Source organism: Megasphaera sp. AM44-1BH, assembly GCF_003467125.1.
Classification (GTDB): Bacteria; Bacillota; Negativicutes; order Veillonellales; family Megasphaeraceae; genus Megasphaera.
This window is the reverse complement of record NZ_QSFA01000001.1, coordinates 443,502-460,796: the sequence shown is the minus strand read 5'-3', so window position 1 is coordinate 460,796 and position 17,295 is coordinate 443,502. Positions and strand designations below refer to the sequence as shown.

The 17,295-nt window shown below is 50.6% G+C and carries 16 protein-coding genes and 1 tRNA gene; 11 read left to right on the top strand and 6 right to left on the bottom strand.

The window, feature by feature from the left end; all coding sequences use genetic code 11:
- Positions 1-100: 100 nt before the first annotated feature.
- The 3 genes from DW949_RS02160 to DW949_RS02150 form a co-directional block, all read right to left on the bottom strand.
- Positions 101-1,222: a hypothetical protein gene (locus DW949_RS02160; RefSeq protein ID WP_147349039.1), complete on the bottom strand. Its 1,122-nt coding sequence runs from the start codon at positions 1,220-1,222 to the stop codon at positions 101-103.
- Positions 1,223-1,267: 45 nt separating this feature from the next.
- Positions 1,268-2,131, bottom strand: a complete 864-nt coding sequence (locus DW949_RS02155) for an NYN domain-containing protein (protein ID WP_118021619.1) — start codon at positions 2,129-2,131, stop codon at positions 1,268-1,270.
- A gap of 163 nt (positions 2,132-2,294) precedes the next feature.
- Positions 2,295-3,389: a M48 family metallopeptidase gene (locus DW949_RS02150; protein WP_118021618.1), complete on the bottom strand. Its 1,095-nt coding sequence runs from the start codon at positions 3,387-3,389 to the stop codon at positions 2,295-2,297.
- 228 nt (positions 3,390-3,617) lie between these two features.
- Between DW949_RS02150 and DW949_RS02145 the strand changes: the two genes are divergently transcribed.
- The 9 genes from DW949_RS02145 (at position 3,618) to DW949_RS02105 (ending at position 12,222) form a co-directional block, all read left to right on the top strand.
- Complete coding sequence (locus tag DW949_RS02145; protein WP_118021617.1) at positions 3,618-4,346, top strand: FadR/GntR family transcriptional regulator; 729 nt, start codon at positions 3,618-3,620, stop codon at positions 4,344-4,346.
- 257 nt (positions 4,347-4,603) lie between these two features.
- On the top strand, positions 4,604-5,434 hold the full coding sequence (locus tag DW949_RS02140; RefSeq protein ID WP_118021616.1) for a transketolase: 831 nt from the start codon (positions 4,604-4,606) through the stop codon (positions 5,432-5,434).
- A 1-nt stretch (position 5,435) separates the two neighbouring features.
- The gene (locus DW949_RS02135; protein ID WP_118021615.1) at positions 5,436-6,371 is read left to right on the top strand and encodes a transketolase family protein; all 936 of its coding nucleotides are present in this window, start codon (positions 5,436-5,438) and stop codon (positions 6,369-6,371) included.
- Between the two features lie 63 nt (positions 6,372-6,434).
- Positions 6,435-7,778, top strand: a complete 1,344-nt coding sequence (locus tag DW949_RS02130; RefSeq protein ID WP_118021614.1) for an MFS transporter — start codon at positions 6,435-6,437, stop codon at positions 7,776-7,778.
- 82 nt (positions 7,779-7,860) lie between these two features.
- Entirely contained in the window at positions 7,861-8,619 is a 759-nt protein-coding gene (locus DW949_RS02125; protein WP_118021613.1) for an SDR family NAD(P)-dependent oxidoreductase, read from the top strand.
- 71 nt (positions 8,620-8,690) lie between these two features.
- Positions 8,691-9,719, top strand: a complete 1,029-nt coding sequence (locus tag DW949_RS02120; RefSeq protein ID WP_118021612.1) for a zinc-binding dehydrogenase — start codon at positions 8,691-8,693, stop codon at positions 9,717-9,719.
- A gap of 30 nt (positions 9,720-9,749) precedes the next feature.
- Positions 9,750-10,715: an ATP-dependent 6-phosphofructokinase gene (locus DW949_RS02115; protein WP_118021611.1), complete on the top strand. Its 966-nt coding sequence runs from the start codon at positions 9,750-9,752 to the stop codon at positions 10,713-10,715.
- Between the two features lie 105 nt (positions 10,716-10,820).
- The gene (locus tag DW949_RS02110) at positions 10,821-11,333 is read left to right on the top strand and encodes a flavin reductase family protein (RefSeq protein ID WP_118021610.1); all 513 of its coding nucleotides are present in this window, start codon (positions 10,821-10,823) and stop codon (positions 11,331-11,333) included.
- A gap of 49 nt (positions 11,334-11,382) precedes the next feature.
- Positions 11,383-12,222 (top strand): MBL fold metallo-hydrolase, encoded by an 840-nt coding sequence (locus tag DW949_RS02105; RefSeq protein ID WP_118021609.1) that lies wholly within the window; start codon positions 11,383-11,385, stop codon positions 12,220-12,222.
- 2 nt (positions 12,223-12,224) lie between these two features.
- On the opposite strand, the gene DW949_RS02100 is transcribed toward DW949_RS02105, so the two are convergent.
- The 3 genes from DW949_RS02100 to murQ are packed head-to-tail and all read right to left on the bottom strand — an operon-like array spanning position 12,225 to position 15,603.
- Positions 12,225-13,307, bottom strand: coding sequence for a MupG family TIM beta-alpha barrel fold protein (locus DW949_RS02100; protein ID WP_118021608.1), 1,083 nt, complete (start codon positions 13,305-13,307; stop codon positions 12,225-12,227).
- Between the two features lie 2 nt (positions 13,308-13,309).
- Complete coding sequence (locus DW949_RS02095; RefSeq protein ID WP_118021607.1) at positions 13,310-14,683, bottom strand: PTS transporter subunit EIIC; 1,374 nt, start codon at positions 14,681-14,683, stop codon at positions 13,310-13,312.
- Positions 14,683-15,603 (bottom strand): N-acetylmuramic acid 6-phosphate etherase, encoded by a 921-nt coding sequence (gene murQ / locus DW949_RS02090; protein ID WP_118021606.1) that lies wholly within the window; start codon positions 15,601-15,603, stop codon positions 14,683-14,685. The genes DW949_RS02095 and murQ overlap by 1 nt, the downstream gene beginning before the upstream one ends.
- 192 nt (positions 15,604-15,795) lie before the next feature.
- Between murQ and DW949_RS02085 the strand changes: the two genes are divergently transcribed.
- Together DW949_RS02085 and DW949_RS02080 are read left to right on the top strand one after the other, a co-directional pair.
- Positions 15,796-15,872, top strand: a tRNA-Arg gene (locus tag DW949_RS02085).
- Positions 15,873-15,926: 54 nt separating this feature from the next.
- Positions 15,927-17,291: an NAD(P)-dependent oxidoreductase gene (locus DW949_RS02080; protein WP_118021605.1), complete on the top strand. Its 1,365-nt coding sequence runs from the start codon at positions 15,927-15,929 to the stop codon at positions 17,289-17,291.
- Positions 17,292-17,295: the final 4 nt, after the last annotated feature.

Sequence of the window (17,295 nt, the reverse complement as noted above, 5' to 3'; positions counted from 1 at the left end):
GAAAACTCCCCCTATGATGACAGTTTTATTTTTTACTGTCTCTCATAAGGGGAGCATATCAAAGCTCATTTGTTGCAGCCTCTTATTTATTTGCCGTACATTATTTGCTTTTTATAATCATACTGTAAGCGGCGTATCCACTCTGGCCGGCATGGTCTCCCTCTTTGATGGTAATGGGAACGAATCCGTTTCCATGGGGGTCACCGGTTACTTCAATGGGAACAGCAGATTGAAATACCAGTACCTGCCCGTTCCGCAGCATCGTGCGGATTTTATCCGTATCATGCTCTTTGGCGGCCGTAACAAAAAGGTCGATATCCTTTTCGTTCATGACGACGTACGTGCCGCGCATCATCGTATAGGTCTTTCCGGCTTCAAACCGGGGGAGTTCTTTTTTCTGTGATTTGGGAACTTCCGTAGATGAATACGAAGAGAAATCGACGTGCGCCGGTTCGTTCTGGCGCTGGCGGTACATATAGTACCCAAACAGACAGAGACAGATGACCAGCAGTGGAATAAGGCTGAAACGGGTTGCATTTGTCAGACGTTCCAGGAGTGGTGCCGGCTCTTCTTCCTCTTCTTCATTTTCCAGTTCCGTATCTTCCTGCAGCGTATCGGCAGGAAGGTTCAGTGCCCCGGCCAGAACCATCGAAAGGGGAACGCCGTACCCGCTGGCCGGATAAATCATCTGCAGTCTGTCGAGGGCGCTCGTGCAGGCTCTGGCCCGGCTGGCGGCATCGTCCAGATCGGCGCTGAGGCGCAGGCGGTGGATAATAGAAATAAATGAATCGTTTCCCAGTCCCGGCATGTAGGTGATGGCGAGGAACCGGAGATCACGGATGTATAGCTCGGGCAGCATGAACGCTCTGCCGGACGTTTCATAACTGGCTTTCAGGGCATGCAGTGTCCGGGAAGCGTCATAGAGGGCCAGTACATCGCCCTTCAGAAGGGGAAGGATCCGCCGGTCCCATACCGTTGCAAAATCTGCACTGTGCGCTACCATAGAGGCCGTTACTTTACGGGAACATGAGAAATCGTCTGTAGGCGGTTTTACCAGACAGGACATGCTGTGAGCTTTGGATTCACTGATCCAGGCGATAGCGATACGGCATATGCTGGCATCGTCACTGCTGGCTTTGTCGAAAGCGATGGCAATGGCCGAGTTATTTTTACGGCGCATGATGGATTGTAAAAGTTGTTGTGTTTTGGCGTCCTCCTCCATAATACCATCCTTTCTATTCTATCGTTGTATATGATGTGGGGCAGCTCAGGCCTTATTCTGCCTCTTTCTGGAGCGGGATGAATGAGCATAATGATAACGGTGAACCGGTTTTAATTTGAAATAATTATGCTTGACTGTTTTGTTTTTATCATCTGTAATCGTATTGACTTCGAACATGTCCAGGGATTCAATAAAGGGAACGAATTTTTTGAATCCGAAATTACGGACATCGAAGTCGGAAAACTGTTTATTGAGCAGATTGCCCAGCGTGCCGGAAAAAATCCAGCCGTTGTCATCTGAATTTTCTTCCGTGATTTTTACCAGGGCCTGCCGGATTGTGCGGAAATTTTTACCCGAAGTCTTTTCTGATTTGACCGGTTCTTCCGTGACGGGGCAGGTGACGACAGGCGTATCATCGGTGACTGCCGCTTTGGCCGGATCGGTTGATTCTGTATCGGCTTCGTTTTCTGCTTCTTCCAGCAGGACATCGAGATACAGGAACTTATTGCATGCCGAGATGAAAGACCGGGGGGTCTTGCTTTCGCCCATGCCGAGGACGTATTTCTGCGATTCCCTGAGCCGCGATGCCAGGCGGGTAAAATCGCTGTCTGAAGAGACAATGCAGAAACCATCGAGATTGCTTTGGTATAACAAATCCATCGTGTCGATGATTAACGCCGAATCGGTCGAATTTTTTCCTGTCGTATTACTATATTGCTGAATAGGCTGTATGGCATTATTGAGAATTGTCGTCCGCCATGACGCCATCTGTGGTGTGGTCCAGTTGCCATAAATCCGTTTATAAATGACATCGCCCAGATTATTGGCTTCGGATAAAATGACATCAATATACTTCGTCGAGATATTTTCGGCATCGATCAACACCGCAAGTTTCATTTCCTGGTTCATAACTATATGCTCCTCCTGTATAGATTTATTTTATCATGTAGTGTACTAAAGATAAAGCGGAGGACTCTCTTTTTGTAAAAACAATGAAAAATAAAAGGGAGTTATCCCGTAGAGTGGAACTTGCCCCACAGGATGCTCCCGCTTGTCACGTCTTCAGAGTTATTTATAATAATTTTTTCAGTGTATTGGTCACTTCAGACGGATTCTGGACAGGTGACAAATCCATGATCTGCTGCTGGCCGACGCACAGGATATTATTGCCATCTACATGGACATCACCAGAGGATGGTTTGGCATTATTGTGATAGACTGCCGAAAGATTGCCGGCAATCAGGTATGCCCGTTCTTTTCCGCTCATACTGGGAATATCCTGGGGCTGATAGAAGTCCTTTTTGCGGATGGTGATCATGCCCGTGTCCTTATTGACTGCGACGACATTATTGCTCCATTTTGTAATGTCTGCGCTATACGTATCGCGGCGGCTTACCGTCGTAGGATGATCGTTGAACAGCTCCATAATACCACTGGTCTGTACGTCTTTTTCTTTGTCGAGGAAACGCTGCCACAGGGCGGCACCGCCACCGACATTATAACCGGCAGCTACGGCATACTGAAAGCCTAGGGCATCGGCTTCTTTTTCCATCGGCTTGGTCACTAGTTTGGCAGACCCTATCTGGTCCAGAATCGCAGCACCTAGCTGGGCGGCACCGCCACCGGAACCGTAAATCGTTGCCAGGAGGTCAAGTGGCATGCGCTTCTTTACGCCGCTGATAGCGTGATTTTTCTGTCCATGTCCCATTTCATGGGCGAGGACGAAGGCGACTTCATTTTCGTTGTAATTCAATGGTTCAAAGAGGCCGATATTGACGCTCATGTTGTGTCCGATGGTGCAGAAGGCATTGAAACTGGTGTCGTTATTGACGAAGTAGTTGTACGGCTTTTTCAGGATTGATGGATCGGTTTTTGCAATGGCATTGGAGAGGCGGGTCATGACCCGTTCCGTCATAGCATTGGCCTGGTAGTCATTGTTGACGCCATATTTGGCTTTTATCTGCTTCATATAATCGTCGCGGCCTTCATTATCCAGGTAGTTGAGCTGCTGATTCAACTGGGCGTAATAGGCGCCGGCCTGGGCAATCGTACCGATAGTGCCGATATCGATGGCCTGGACTGGGGCCGTTTCCGCCATGGTGCAAAAACTGAGGCCCAGGACTGCGGCGGCAGCCAGCAGGGTCCGTTTCGTTCTGTGTATAAACATGATATTCCCACTCCTTTCGCACTCCACGTTCTATGCAGCCTCATTATAGCATATATTTTTTTATAAGACACGATGTAAAAAAACAATAGTGTTAACATCCAATGTTCAACAATTAATATTGCATCTGCATCTGATTTTGTATTATAATAGAAAAGAGTTATTCTTACTGAATAGTATGGTGTATACAATAGGGCAGGGCAAGTAATCTGTATTAGGATGTGAATCGCTATGGCAGGAGAAAAAACGTATTTAAAACCGATAAAGAGCAAATCCGTCGTTCAGCAGGTCATCGATCGTGTAACCGAAGCCATTATAGATCGCCGTATTCATCCCGGCGATAAAATCCCGACGGAACAGGAACTGGCGGAATCTTTTGGCGTGTCCCGCAACTCCGTACGGGAAGCTATCAAAATCCTCGTTTCCTATGGCGTCCTGGAAATCCGCCGGCCCGAAGGGACCTTTGTCTGTCAGGGATTCAGTGAAGCCATGATTGACCCGCTTCTCTATGGTATTATCCTGAGTGATACGGAATCGATGGAATCGCTTAAGGAACTGCGGGAATGGATTGATATCGGCATCATTTATAAGGCGGCTCGGAAAGCCGATGAAGACGACCTGCGGCGGTTGAAACAGGCATTAGATGATATTCAAAAAGCCGTTGACAACAAAAATTCCAGAGATATGTGTGATGCCGATGACAGGTTCCATCAATGTATGGCTGATATGACCCATAATGTCCTTTTTGATAAAATTGCCTATGTTACGAGACTTCTGACAAAAAAAATCCGTTATCAGACTGTATATAACATGGCTGAAATGGGGAAATTACAGGAAATGTACGATGTCCATCTTTCTATGTATCAATTTATAAAGGATAAGAAACAGGCCGCCGTAGATGAAATAGTGCGTCAGGGCTATTTCTATGAGTATGACGTACTGGATGAAAAAGAAAGATAATATTATATCGAATTCATTCTATTGAAGACGTGGTCCTGTCATGGTGATATAACTGTGACAGGACCATTTTTATGTTTATCACTCATCAGGTTAGTCTTATCGATAACAAAAAAGAAATGGAAAAATCGTCTTAAGTCATTGACAACATCCTACGTTGGAAGTATAATACAGTCAAAAGTTAAACATCCTACGTTCAACGGAGGATGAAAAATGACATCATATTTTTATCTATCATTTATCTTACGAGGTGACATTGCATGAAACGAACAGAAGAGGAATTGAAAGAGGTTGCGAAAGACCTGCGGAAAAAAGCCGTGACCATGATTTATGAAGCTCAGTCGGGTCATCCCGGTGGTTCGCTTTCCGTCGCTGATTTTGTAGCTGCCTGCTATTTTGGTGAAATGAATATCGATCCGAAAAATCCGAAATGGGAAGACCGGGACCGGTTCATCCTGTCTAAAGGCCATGTATGCCCTATCCAGTATGCCGCACTGGCTACACTGGGATACTTCCCCCTCGATGTGCTTCACACGCTGCGGAAAGAAGGATCTATCCTGCAGGGCCATCCGGATATGAAGAAATGCCCGGGTATCGATATTTCGACGGGATCTCTCGGCCAGGGCCTGGCCTGTGGTGTCGGCATGGCGCTTGCAGGTAAGCGGGATAAAAAAGACTATCGTGTATTCGTTGTCGTCGGAGATGGCGAAGCCCAGGAAGGGGAAATCTGGGAAGCTGCCAATACGGCACACAAATATGAACTGGACAACCTGATTGTTTTTGTCGATAACAATAACCTGCAGCTTGATGGCACGACAGACGAAGTCATGCCGAATGGCGACCTGGGCAAAAAATTTGAAGCCTTTGGTTTTGACGTCTATGAAATCGATGGCAACGATATGCACCAGATCGTCCATACGCTCGATATGATCCGCATGCGCAAAAATAAGAAACCACATTGCATCTTCGCTCATACGGTCAAGGGCAAAGGCGTATCGTACATGGAAAACCAGTGCGGCTGGCATGGTGTCGCTCCGAACGATGCAGAATACAAACAAGCGATGGAAGAACTCGAAGGAGGCCTGAAATAAAATGGCAGATATGACAAAAGCAACCCGCGATGGCTTCGGTGAAGAAATACTGAGCCTTGGTAAAAATAACAAAGATATATATGTAGTCGATGTCGATATTGCAAAATCGTGCCGGACGACGCCTTTTTCCAAGGCCCTGCCCCAGCAGCATGTCAATGTCGGTATTGCCGAACAGAATGGTGCCGGCCTGGCAGCTGGTCTGGCTACATGCGGCAAGATTCCTTTCGTCGTCACCTATGCTGTGTTTGGTTCCCTGCGTATGTGTGAAATGATCCGCCAGGAAATCTGCTATCCCAATCTGAATGTGAAGATTGCCTGCTCCCATGGCGGTGTTACACCGGCTAATGACGGGGCCAGCCATCAGTCCATCGAAGATATGGGCGTCCTCAGGACGCTGCCCAATATGACGGTCTGCATGCCTGCCGACTATGTAGCCGCCAAGAAACTGACAAAGGCTGCCGCCGAAATGTACGGCCCGGTATACCTGCGCTTTACCCGCGATCCCATTGCAGTCCTCTATGATGATGATGTAGAACTCCAGCTTGGGAAAGCTCATCAGATACAGGACGGCAAAGACATTGCCATCATCGCCAACGGCGATACGGTCCGCCTGGCTATTGAAGCCGGAAAGAAACTGCAGGCTGAAGGCATTTCGGCACGCGTCATCGACATGCACACCATCAAGCCTCTCGATACAGACGTCGTCAAAGATTGCCTGGAAACTATCGGCAAAGTCATTACCGTCGAAGATCACAATATCATCAACGGCCTGGGCAGTGCCGTCTGCGAAGTAGCGGCAGAACTGGGCAAAGGCAAAGTAAAACGGATGGGCATCCAGGACCGGTTCGGTGAATCGGCTCCATATGAACATCTCCTGGCAAAGAACGGCGTCTCTGTCGATCATATCGTAGAAACGGCCAAATCCTTTTGCCAATAAACAACCTACATTGAACGTTGAGTGGTTATTGGATATATATTGGGAGAAAGGGAGTGCAGTTTTATGACAACAGCAACAGCCAATGTTGCGGATATAGAAAAACGTACTGTGCATAAAGTAACACGAAGGCTGATTCCATTCTTGTTCTTCTGCTTTGCTATTTCCATTCTGGACCGCGTCAATATCGGCTTTGCCGCCCTTCAGATGAATGCTGATCTCGGCTTTTCCAGTGCCGTCTTTGGCTTTGGTGCCGGCATCTTCTTCTTTGGGTATTTCCTTCTGGAAGTACCGGGAAGTGCTCTTATGACCAAATTCGGTGCCCGCCGCTGGATTTCCCGCATCATGGTTTCCTGGGGCCTCGTATCCTGCCTGACCGCATTCGTACAGAACGATATCCAGTTTTACTGCGTACGATTTGCCCTCGGCGTTTGCGAAGCCAGTTTCTTCCCCTGCATGGCCTGGTATCTGAGCAACTGGTTCCAGACGAAGAACCATGCCAAGGCTATCGCCGGCTTTATGATCGCCATCCCCAGTGCCAGTGCCGTCGGGTCCCCTATTTCAACATATCTGCTGGAACTGAACCTCTTTGGGCTCGAAGGCTGGCAGACACTGTTTATCCTCGAAGCTATTCCGTCGCTCATCCTCGGTGTCGCCTGCTTCTATTACCTGACCGATTCGATTGAAGAAGCCAACTGGCTGGAAGCGGATGAACGGGAATGGCTGAAGAATATTGTAGCCGAAGAACAGGCTGCAAAAGCCAAGAAAAAGAAAGTATCTTTCCTTACGGCTCTGAAAGAACGGGATGTCCTCATCCTCGCTCTGGGATACTTTGCCTGGATCTGCGGGTATTATGGCATCGTCATGTTCCTGCCGACACTGGTCCATGGCCTTTCCAGTACGATTGCTACGACGACCATTGGCTGGATCATCGGTCTCATGTATCTCCTGGCTGCATTCGTCATGTATGCTGTCGGTCGTCATTCCGATAAGGTCAATGAACGGCGGTACCACGTGGCAGGCTGCCTGGTAGTAGCTGCCGTCGGACTTGTCGCCAGTGTTTACATTGCCCAGTCCAACGTCATAGCCAGTCTCATCGTCTTTGCCGTCGCACTGAGCGGTGCCTATGGTGCCTACTCTCCGTTCTGGGCCATTCCGCCGGCGTATCTTTCCGGATCTGCTGCCGCAGCAGGTATTGCCCTCATCAACAGCGTCGGTAATCTGGGTGGGTTCTTTGGCCCTTACGTCATGGGCTACGTCAGTACCGTGACCGGTTCCTTTGACGCCGGCGTCCTTTTCCTGGCCATCTGCATGGTCATCAGCGCCTTTGTCGTCACGGTCCTGGTTAAACAGACAGGAAAAGCCATCGACGATAGTAAGTTAAATGCGGCTGAAGCAGCTGATAAATAAGTATTCACAATCTATTACACCATATATTCTATGTATTAACACCGTGTGACATTACACGCGTTATTTCAAGGAGGTTTTTCAAATGTTAGATTTCACAGATCAGGTAGTCATCGTTACAGGCAGTGGTTCTCCCAAAGGTATGGGTCGTGTCATGGCCCGCACATTCGCCAAACAGGGCGCTCAGCTCATCATTGCGGATATCAACATGGCCGGCGTACAGGAAACGGTCGATATCATCAAAAATGAAGGCGGCAAAGCCGAAGGTATCAAACTTGACGTTACGAGCAAAGAATCGTGCGAAGCCATGGTCAATCACATCATGAAGACTTATGGACGCCTCGACGTTCTCGTCAACAATGCCGGCATTTCCCAGCATGTTACCGTAGCCGATATGACTCTCGATGATATGAAACGTATTTTCAACGTCAACATGTTCGGCCTGTTCCTTTGCACCCAGGCCTGCATGAAACCGATGGTCAAAGCCGGTTATGGCCGTATCGTAAACCTTTCTTCCGTATCAGCCAAGCGCGGCGGCGGTATTTTCGGCGGCGCTCATTATTCCGCAGCCAAAGCTGCCGTCCTCGGCTTCTCCAAGAACCTGGCCCGCGAAATTTCTCCTTATGGTGTCACCGTCAATAGTGTAACACCGGGCCTGATCAACACGGAAATCTGGAAATCCCTGCCGAAAGATGAAGCCCAGAAAGTTATCGACAACATTCCTATGGGCCGTCCGGGCGAACCGCAGGAAGTGGCAGATACGGTCGTATTCCTCGCATCTAAAGAAGCTTCGTATATTACCGGTGAAGAAATCGATATCAACGGCGGCCAGCACATGGACTAAGTCGTATAGGACGAGCGGCAGAAAGCAGGAAGGCTTCCTGCCGCCCTTTTCTGCGAAAGGTGGGTCGGGATATGCGAGCAGGATTTATAGAAAAACCAATGAAAGCCTATTTTATTGATGACGCACCAGAGCCCCAGCTGGAGCATGATACGGATGTCAAGATCCAGGTCCGTGCTACAGGCATCTGCGGCTCTGAGGTGCATGCTTATCATGGAAAGCATCCCTGGCGGGTTCCGCCCGTCGTATCAGGACATGAGTTCTCGGGAGTCGTCGTTGAAACGGGCAGTGCCGTGACGACGTGCCGGCCTGGCGACAGAGTGACGGCCGAACCGCAATATGGCTGTGGTCATTGCTATTTGTGTAAGAGCGGACGGTATAATCTGTGCCCGGAAAAGAAGATACTCGGTGCTTCCGGATGGAGCGGGTCCTTTGGCGAATATGTTGTTCTGCCCCAGCAATGCATTGTACCCCTGCCGGATGAAGTATCCTTTGCCGAAGGCGCCCTCATCGAACCGCTGGCTGTCGGCATGCATGCCGTACGGGTTCATCATGTACAGCCGTCAACAACAGTTGCTGTCATCGGCTGCGGTACCATTGGGCTGGGCGTTGTTCTCAGCGCCGCCTGTTTCCATCCGGCAGCTTTGTTTGGAATCGATGTCGTCGATTTTAATCTGGAAAAAGCGCGCTCTATGGGAGCCGTTGCTACATTCAACAGTATGCGCGATGATGTCGTCAAAGAAATTATGACGCGGACCGATGGCAAGGGTGTCGATATCACCTTCCTGGCCTTTGGCAATGATGCCTGCGTACGGCAGGCCGCCGAAATTACCCGTCCGGGCGGTACGATTTCGGAAATCGCCATCATGAATAAGGATGTAAAGGCCTCGTTTGACCTCATTCAGGTGAAAGAGCTGCATGCAGACGGGTCCAATATGTATGTCCGCAGCGATTATGAAGCGGTATTGGCGGAAATAGCAGCAGGCCATATGAAACCGTCGGGATTTATTACGAAACGTTTCCCTATCAGCCAGTTCGGTGAAGCCATGGAATTTACAGACAAGCGGCCGGAACCGGTCGTAAAGACTCTGCTGGAATTTTAGACAGTGATACAGCGTAAGGATGTGACGCCTATGATAAAGAAAATCGGAGTATTGACCAGCGGCGGGGATGCACCGGGGATGAACGCTGCCATCCGCGGCGTTACCCGTTACGCTATGTACAAGGGCCTGACCGTAGAAGGTATCCTGCGGGGCTATGACGGGCTGATCCATGGTGACAGTACGGCCCTGACACGCCGCTCTGTCGGTGGCATTATTCATCGCGGAGGGACCTTGCTGAAGACAGCCCGTTCGGAAGAATTCCGGACCGAAGAAGGACGAAAAAAAGCCTTTGAATGGCTGCAGAAAAACCATATTGACGCACTGGTCGTCATTGGCGGCGACGGTTCTATGAAAGGGGCCGAAAAACTGAGTGCCCTGGGCATGCCGACGATTACCATTCCCGGGACAATTGACAATGATATGCCCGGTACAGAATACACACTGGGATATGACACAGCTGTCAATACCGTACTGGAAGCGGTAAACCGTATCCGCGATACGGCGTCTTCCCATGACCGCGTGGCTATCGTAGAAGTCATGGGGCGTCATGCCGGATTCATTGCCCTTGAATCCGGCATGGCCTGCGGGGCTGAAATCGTTCTGGTACCAGAAAAGAAAGTGACCCTGAAAGAAGTGGCCGATCACCTCGTAGAATCCCATAAGCAGTGGAAAATGAGCAGTATTGTCATCGTTGCCGAAGGGGCTGTCAGCGGATGTGACGTGCTGACGTATATGAAACAGCATCATCCGGAAATGAATCCCAGTCTGACCGTGCTGGGCTACCTCCAGCGCGGCGGTGCTCCATCGGCGCGGGATGCCAAGATGGCGGGGTTGTTTGCCCAGAAAGCCGTCGATTATCTCCTTTCCGGCGGCAAAGATGCAGTCATCGGCTCTATCCACGATAAGATTGTGGCTACCCCTTATACAGAGGTAGACAAGTATTGCTTTACTATCGATGAAAATGAATACGATCTGGTACACGCATTAGGTACGTAAAATTCCCCTCTTCTGTTGAAGAAGAAACTGTAATTCCCCATGCAGTTTCTTCTTCTTTTTTTGTGTACTTTCCCATATAATAAAAGATATAGAACAGGAGGCGGTATGATGCTTGAACGCGTAGCAGCAGATAAGCTGCAACTGGATGTTTTTTCTGTTTTTGGCACTAATAATGGACTTCTCATGGCGGGGGATACAGACGATGCCCGCGTCATGACCGTGGGATGGGCTAATCTGGGACGGACCTGGAATATCCCTACGTGCATCGTCTATGTCCGGCCTGAACGCTATACGTATGAGTATATGGAAACACATGAGTATTTTTCCTTGTCTGTCCTTCCCATGAAGCAGCACGACAAAGTCATTTACTGTGGTATCCATAGCGGACGCGATACAGATAAAATCAAGGACTGTGATTTTTCCCTGCAGTACGGGATGGGGGATACGCCGCTTATTGATACGGCGGAATGGGCGTTGGTCTGCAAGAAACTGTACGTACAGGATTTGTCGCCACAGGGGGTGACCGATTCCCGTGTTCTCCGTTCGTATACCCAGGAAGGATGGCACCGCATGTACATCGGCCAGGTAGTAGAAGCGTACCGGCAGAAGACAGAATAACCGCCGACTAAACTATTTCTATCATTTTCATTTATCAGAGGTGATTCTTATGAAATTAACCATTCTCATCGATAACTACACCATCAGCGGAGGCTGCTACGGCGCCGAATCTGGCTTTTCGGCCTGGTTTGAAGACCGGGGTAAAACGGTCCTCCTCGATGCCGGCCGCTCAGACATGTTTATGAAAAATGCCTGGCGCCGTGGCATCGATTGTCTCCAGGCCGATGCCATCGTCTTGTCCCATGGTCACTATGACCATACATGGGGCCTGCTGCCGCTGGTACAGGCCCATATTGAAGCGACCTATGAAAAACGGCCCCGTATAGCAGCTCCTGTGTATGCCCATCCGGATACCTTCCTGCCCAAGGAAGCGGGCGGTAAAAACATCGGTTCCATTCTGGATGAAGCTTCACTTAATGCGGTCCTGCCGGTCCATACGACAAAAGAACCGGTCTGGCTGACAGACCGGCTCGTATTTCTCAGTGAAATTGAACGGACCAATGATTTTGAAGCGAAAAAGCCTCTGGGTCATACGATGCGGAACGGCGTATGGGAAGATGATTATCTGTATGATGACTCGGCCATGGTCTATTGTTCCGATAAGGGCCTGGTCATCGTAACGCCCTGCGCCCATGCCGGCGTCTGCAATACCATTGCCTATGCGAAAAAAGTATGCCATACCGATACGGTGTATGCCGTCATCGGAGGATTCCATCTTTTGCGGGATAATCCCGATGTCATGAGGAAAACCCTGGATTTCATAGAAGGCTGCCAGCCGGAACTGGTATATCCCTGCCATTGCGTCAGTCTGGAAAATAAGACACTCCTTGCCCGAGAATTGCCGGTAAAAGAACTGGGTACTGGCACGCGCCTGCGCTTTGACGAATAGAGTCAGCGGACGAATTCGAGGCGGAAGGACCGTCCCGGCGTGATATAGGGAATGAGGAATTGTTCTTCCGGCAGGATATAGGCCGCACGGTTGCTGTTGGGACCGCCGGGATACGATTTCAGGCTGATCTGTACTTCTCCCATATAACGGCCGTATCCTTCGTTGTCTACCGTAATATCGCCGTACGATACGGGCTGGTCTGCCGTTTCATCACTTTGGATTGTGTGACCCTGCAGACGGTTGCGGCTTTCTACTGCCCGGATGGCATCCTGAGCCGGGTCCAGCCGGGCCGTCATAGGCTGGCTGAGCAGATCCTGCAGGAAGGGGTCATGACTGAGAAGACGGGCTTTGAGGACAATCCGTCCTTTTTCTTCCTGTCCTGCCTGGGAAAGGGCTGCCAGTTCTTCTCCCGACGGGGCAGGATCGCCGATATATACCGTATCGGCTCCGAGAGCCTGGGCATGGCGGGCTGCCAGATCCACCGGGCGGTGACGGTCCTCTTCCAGTGTAGGCAGTCCTTCGCGGAGGGGCAGCCGGCGGCCGGCCTGGCTGGGGATGAACAGACCGACAGAAATACCCTGGCCCTGCAGCCACTGCGTCTGTTTTTGTACATAGTCTTCTCCCAGACCCGTATGAGGACGGGGATAAAAATTATGCAGACTGTCTATATGGCTGAAATCAGCCCCGGCTTCCTGAAGAGCTGCCAGTCCTTCTGGACGGAGGGTGGAGGCATTGAGCTGCACCTTCATCATATGGCTGAACAGAGCTATTTTGCGGACATCGAATCCATAATCAAAGCGGACGGTCGTAATGCCCCGGAAAAGCAGCTGTTCCGGCGTCAGCGACGGCAGATTCAGTAATTCCTGCGTCTTTGGTGATACATCCGCTATGACATCGAAGTGATGATGGCGGGCGACGGACAGAATTTCCTGGAGTTCCATAGAGAGGATTTCTGCATCTGATTCGGGAATGTGAAGAGACGTAAATACCCGTGTAATACCCATAGATGCCGCTTCTTCCAGAAGGGCCAGTTCATCGATGCAGCTGCGTCCTAAACCGGGATAAAGAGAAACACCTGTTTTCATGGTCAGCAAACCTCCTCAGCAGGGTCATCGAATCCGATGATCCAGGTAGCAATAAAACCGGCAAGATAAGAGACGAAGAGTCCGAGCAGATACACGGGAATATTGTCTGTGCTGGCTGCCAGGGGCAGGCCGGATATGCCCATAGCGGCTGCGCCAACCATACAGGCAGCCTGGACGGCCCCGCCGCAGGCTCCGCCGATGCAGGCACCGATAAACGGTTTGCCCAGTGGAAGGGTAACGCCGTAGATCAGGGGCTCCCCGATACCCATGAGACCGACAGGCAGTGCGGAAGCAATGGTTTTTCGCAGCTGCCTGTTTTTTGTTTTGACATATACTGCCGCTGCGGCTCCTACCTGTCCGCCACCGGCCATGGCCAGAATGGGAAGCAGGATGGTGACGCCGTAGCGTGCCAGAAGTTCAGCGTGGATCGGAGTCAGACCCTGATGGATGCCGAGCATGACCATAGGGAGAAACGTACCACCGAGAATGAACCCCGTCACAGCGCCGCCGCGGCCGATGGATTCTGTTGCCGCGTATCCGATAGCTTCTGAAAGCCATCCGCCGACGGGCTGGCAAATGAACAGGGCGACAAAAGTTGCAATGAGAACGACCAGGAGCGGTGTCAGAAAGAGATCGAACATATCGGGAATGATGCGGTGCAGTTTCTTTTCCAGCAGGGACGCAAAGAGGACGACGAGGATGACGGCGATAATACCGCCCCGTCCCGGGACAAGAGGCTGTCCGGAAAAGACGATATGAGCCAGTCCCGGATGGGTAATGACGGCGGCCATGACACCACCCAGCATGGGCGAGCCGCCAAAGACTTTTGCCGCATTGATGCCGACAAAGATATTGAGACCGTAAAATGCGGCATTGCCGGCAATAGCGAGTATCTGTACCACGGGCAGGGCGGATAGTCCGGGATTGATTTTCAGGGCAATATTCAGCAGTCCCGTAATCAGGCCGCAGGCAATGAACGCAGGGATGATGGGAACGAAAATCTGGGCAATTTTTTTCAGGGCCTCTCTGGCCGGGGTGGCATTTTTTCTGCGTATGGCTTCGTGCAGGGCCTGGCCGTCTCCGACAGCCGCATTGCGGGCCAGCTCGCCAACCGATGATGACTGCGTATCTTTTTTCAGCAATTCCAGAAACTCGCGGGTCACTTCCTGGGCCTTGCCCGGTCCCAGGATAATCTGCCATTCATCACCGGATTTATTGATACCCATGACTCCCCGCAGGCGGCCTATATCTTCTTTTGTGAAATGTTCCTCTTTTACGACCAGGCGCAGACGGGTCATGCAGTGATAGGCCTGGATGATATTGGAGGCAGGGCCGGTAAGATCGTAGATTTCCCGGGCCAGTTCTTTGTAATCCATTATCGTATTCCTTTCTCCGTGGATGCCGTTGTAAGTGTGCGGGAGATAAAACCGTCGGCAGCCTGCAATCTTTTTTGTGCTTCTTCATAGGAAATGTGCAGGAGCAGCATGACGATAGCCGGCTTGGCCTGTCCTTTGCTTTGCCCAAGGGCACGGATAGCTTCATCGCGGCTGCAGCCGGAAGCGGTCATGACGATACGCCGCGCCCTTTCTTCCAGTTTATGATTGGTCGCTTTGACATCGACCATCAGATTCCCGTAGACTTTACCGAGGCGGATCATCGTTCCCGTAGACAACATATTTAAAATCATTTTCTGGGCAGTGCCGGCTTTCATTCGGGTAGATCCGGTAATGACTTCCGGTCCGGTCATCGCGCATAGATCGATATCGCTGCAGGCTCCGACAGGAGAATGGGGAGAACAGTCGATGGCAATCGTAGCAGCACCGCGCTGACGGGCGAAGGTAAGAGCACCTATGACGTAGGGCGTGCGGCCGGAGGCACTGAGACCGACGACGACATCTTTTTCCGTGAGGCCCTTGTCGAGCAGGTCTTTTTTTCCCAGACTTTCATCGTCTTCCGCACCTTCACGGGCGCGGAACATGGCCGATTCCCCTCCGGCAATCAGTCCCTGTACGAGATCCGGGCCGGTGGAATAGGTGGGCGGACATTCCGCCGCATCGAGGACACCGAGCCGTCCCGATGTGCCGGATCCGACGTAAAATAACCGGCCACCGTCATGCAGGTGCCCGCTGATGAGGTCGATTGCTTTTGCAATATCCGGTATGATGGCTTCTACGGCCGATGCTGCCAGATGGTCTTCCCTGTTGATGATGCGGACCATTTCTTCCGTAGAGACCTGATCTATATGCCTGCTGCGGGGATTCCGCTGTTCTGTTGCGATAGCTGCTAATTCAATCATAGTAGAGCCTCTTTTCTCTCAAATGTGTATTCATTATAAAACAGGAGCCGTATCGTAGCAACCGGATGTCATGCAGAGCGGATATGTTATATACAAATGTTTTGATAATATACATCCATTTCAGGATAATAATTTACAATCCCACTTTTTCATGGTATGATATTTTTGCACGGAAAATCTGTGCATGCCTGTGCGCCCATAGCTCAGCTGGATAGAGCAGCAGTTTCCTAAACTGCGTGTCGGATGTTCGAGTCATCTTGGGCGCACCATTTTTATATCCAACCCGTATTATAGCAAACTTCAGCAGAAAGGTGGCTGTCTGCATGTCCCCAAAAGAAAAGAATCCGCTGGCTTTTTTTCATGAAGAACCTATTTCTGACCGTGACTATACTATGTCTGAGGCCGTAGCCGAAGCGAAACGCTGTCTCAACTGCCGTGTGCCCCAGTGCCGCAATGGCTGCCCCATAGAAAATGAAATACCTCAGTTCATTCATGAAGTTGCACAGGGAAATTTTGGCGCGGCTGCCGAATATATTTATCACCGCAGTGATTTCCCCGCACTGTGCGGCCGTATCTGCCCCAGAGAAACACAATGTGAAGGATCCTGTGTGCTGGGCAAAAAAGGAAAGCATATAGAAATCGGGAAACTGGAACGGTTCGTGGCCGATCTGGTCCTTGACAATCATGTCCTCGATGACGTGCCCAGCAAGAAATGTAATGGGACGGTTGCCATTGTCGGCAGCGGCCCTGCTGGCCTGGCAGCAGCGCAGGACCTGGCCCGCATGGACTATGGTGTAACGATTTTTGAAAGTTCCACCCAGCCGGGCGGGACGCTCACCTACGGCATCCCTACGTTCCGGCTTCATAAAGAATATGTTCTCCGGGAAGTAGAACGGCTGGAGCAGCTGGGCGTTACCATACGGTATGAAACCAAAGTGGGCCGAGATATTTCCCTCGATGAACTGGCTGAGCATTTTGACGCCGTATTTATTGCCGTCGGCACTATGGAAGGTTGGAAACTGGGAGTCGAAAATGACCATTTATCCGGAGTGATTGATGCAGCCCAGTTCCTGTATCAGGTGGAACAGGTACAGCTTGGCGAAGAACCGTTATCTAAGCTGCCGGTCAAACCGGGGGATACGGTTCTAGTCGTCGGCGCCGGAAATGTGGCCATTGATGCGGCCCGGACAGCTCTGCGTCTGAAAGCGAACGTGAAAATCGTATACCGCCGGGGCGAAAAGAATATGAAATGTCTCCCTTCGGAATATGAGGAAGCTAAAGAAGAAGGAATTCAGTTCCAGTTCTATTCGGCTCCCCGTGCCGTTACCGGAACAGATCATGTAGAAGGGCTTAAAATAGAAAAACAGAAAATCCTGGAAGACGGGACGATGGTGCCGACAGGAGAATTTGAAATTGTGCCGGCAAATAAAATTATTGCTGCCATTGGCAATAAACCAGAAATGGACATCATCCAGGCTTTTGGTGCCGAAGCGACAGAAGACGGCTATATTGAATCCCGTAATATCCCGTACGGCATGACCAGCCGGCGTGGTATATTCGCTGCCGGTGATGTCGTACACAAACCGAAAACAGTCGTACTGGCTATGCGCGAAGGTAAACGTACCGCTGCCGGTATTGACGAATATATCCGGGCTAAACACATGATGGAAGAAGTGGAGAAAGGATAAGGAG

Bases quoted from the DNA above. Each gene is read 5' to 3' on its own strand.
- DW949_RS02160 (WP_147349039.1), bottom strand. From the start codon at position 1,222: ATGGAGGAGGACGCCAAAACACAACAACTTTTACAATCCATCATGCGC.
- DW949_RS02155 (WP_118021619.1), bottom strand. From the start codon at position 2,131: ATGAACCAGGAAATGAAACTTGCGGTGTTGATCGATGCCGAAAATATC.
- DW949_RS02150 (WP_118021618.1), bottom strand. From the start codon at position 3,389: ATGTTTATACACAGAACGAAACGGACCCTGCTGGCTGCCGCCGCAGTC.
- DW949_RS02145 (WP_118021617.1), top strand. From the start codon at position 3,618: ATGGCAGGAGAAAAAACGTATTTAAAACCGATAAAGAGCAAATCCGTC.
- DW949_RS02140 (WP_118021616.1), top strand. From the start codon at position 4,604: ATGAAACGAACAGAAGAGGAATTGAAAGAGGTTGCGAAAGACCTGCGG.
- DW949_RS02135 (WP_118021615.1), top strand. From the start codon at position 5,436: ATGGCAGATATGACAAAAGCAACCCGCGATGGCTTCGGTGAAGAAATA.
- DW949_RS02130 (WP_118021614.1), top strand. From the start codon at position 6,435: ATGACAACAGCAACAGCCAATGTTGCGGATATAGAAAAACGTACTGTG.
- DW949_RS02125 (WP_118021613.1), top strand. From the start codon at position 7,861: ATGTTAGATTTCACAGATCAGGTAGTCATCGTTACAGGCAGTGGTTCT.
- DW949_RS02120 (WP_118021612.1), top strand. From the start codon at position 8,691: ATGCGAGCAGGATTTATAGAAAAACCAATGAAAGCCTATTTTATTGAT.
- DW949_RS02115 (WP_118021611.1), top strand. From the start codon at position 9,750: ATGATAAAGAAAATCGGAGTATTGACCAGCGGCGGGGATGCACCGGGG.
- DW949_RS02110 (WP_118021610.1), top strand. From the start codon at position 10,821: ATGATGCTTGAACGCGTAGCAGCAGATAAGCTGCAACTGGATGTTTTT.
- DW949_RS02105 (WP_118021609.1), top strand. From the start codon at position 11,383: ATGAAATTAACCATTCTCATCGATAACTACACCATCAGCGGAGGCTGC.
- DW949_RS02100 (WP_118021608.1), bottom strand. From the start codon at position 13,307: ATGAAAACAGGTGTTTCTCTTTATCCCGGTTTAGGACGCAGCTGCATC.
- DW949_RS02095 (WP_118021607.1), bottom strand. From the start codon at position 14,683: ATGGATTACAAAGAACTGGCCCGGGAAATCTACGATCTTACCGGCCCT.
- murQ (WP_118021606.1), bottom strand. From the start codon at position 15,603: ATGATTGAATTAGCAGCTATCGCAACAGAACAGCGGAATCCCCGCAGC.
- DW949_RS02080 (WP_118021605.1), top strand. From the start codon at position 15,927: ATGTCCCCAAAAGAAAAGAATCCGCTGGCTTTTTTTCATGAAGAACCT.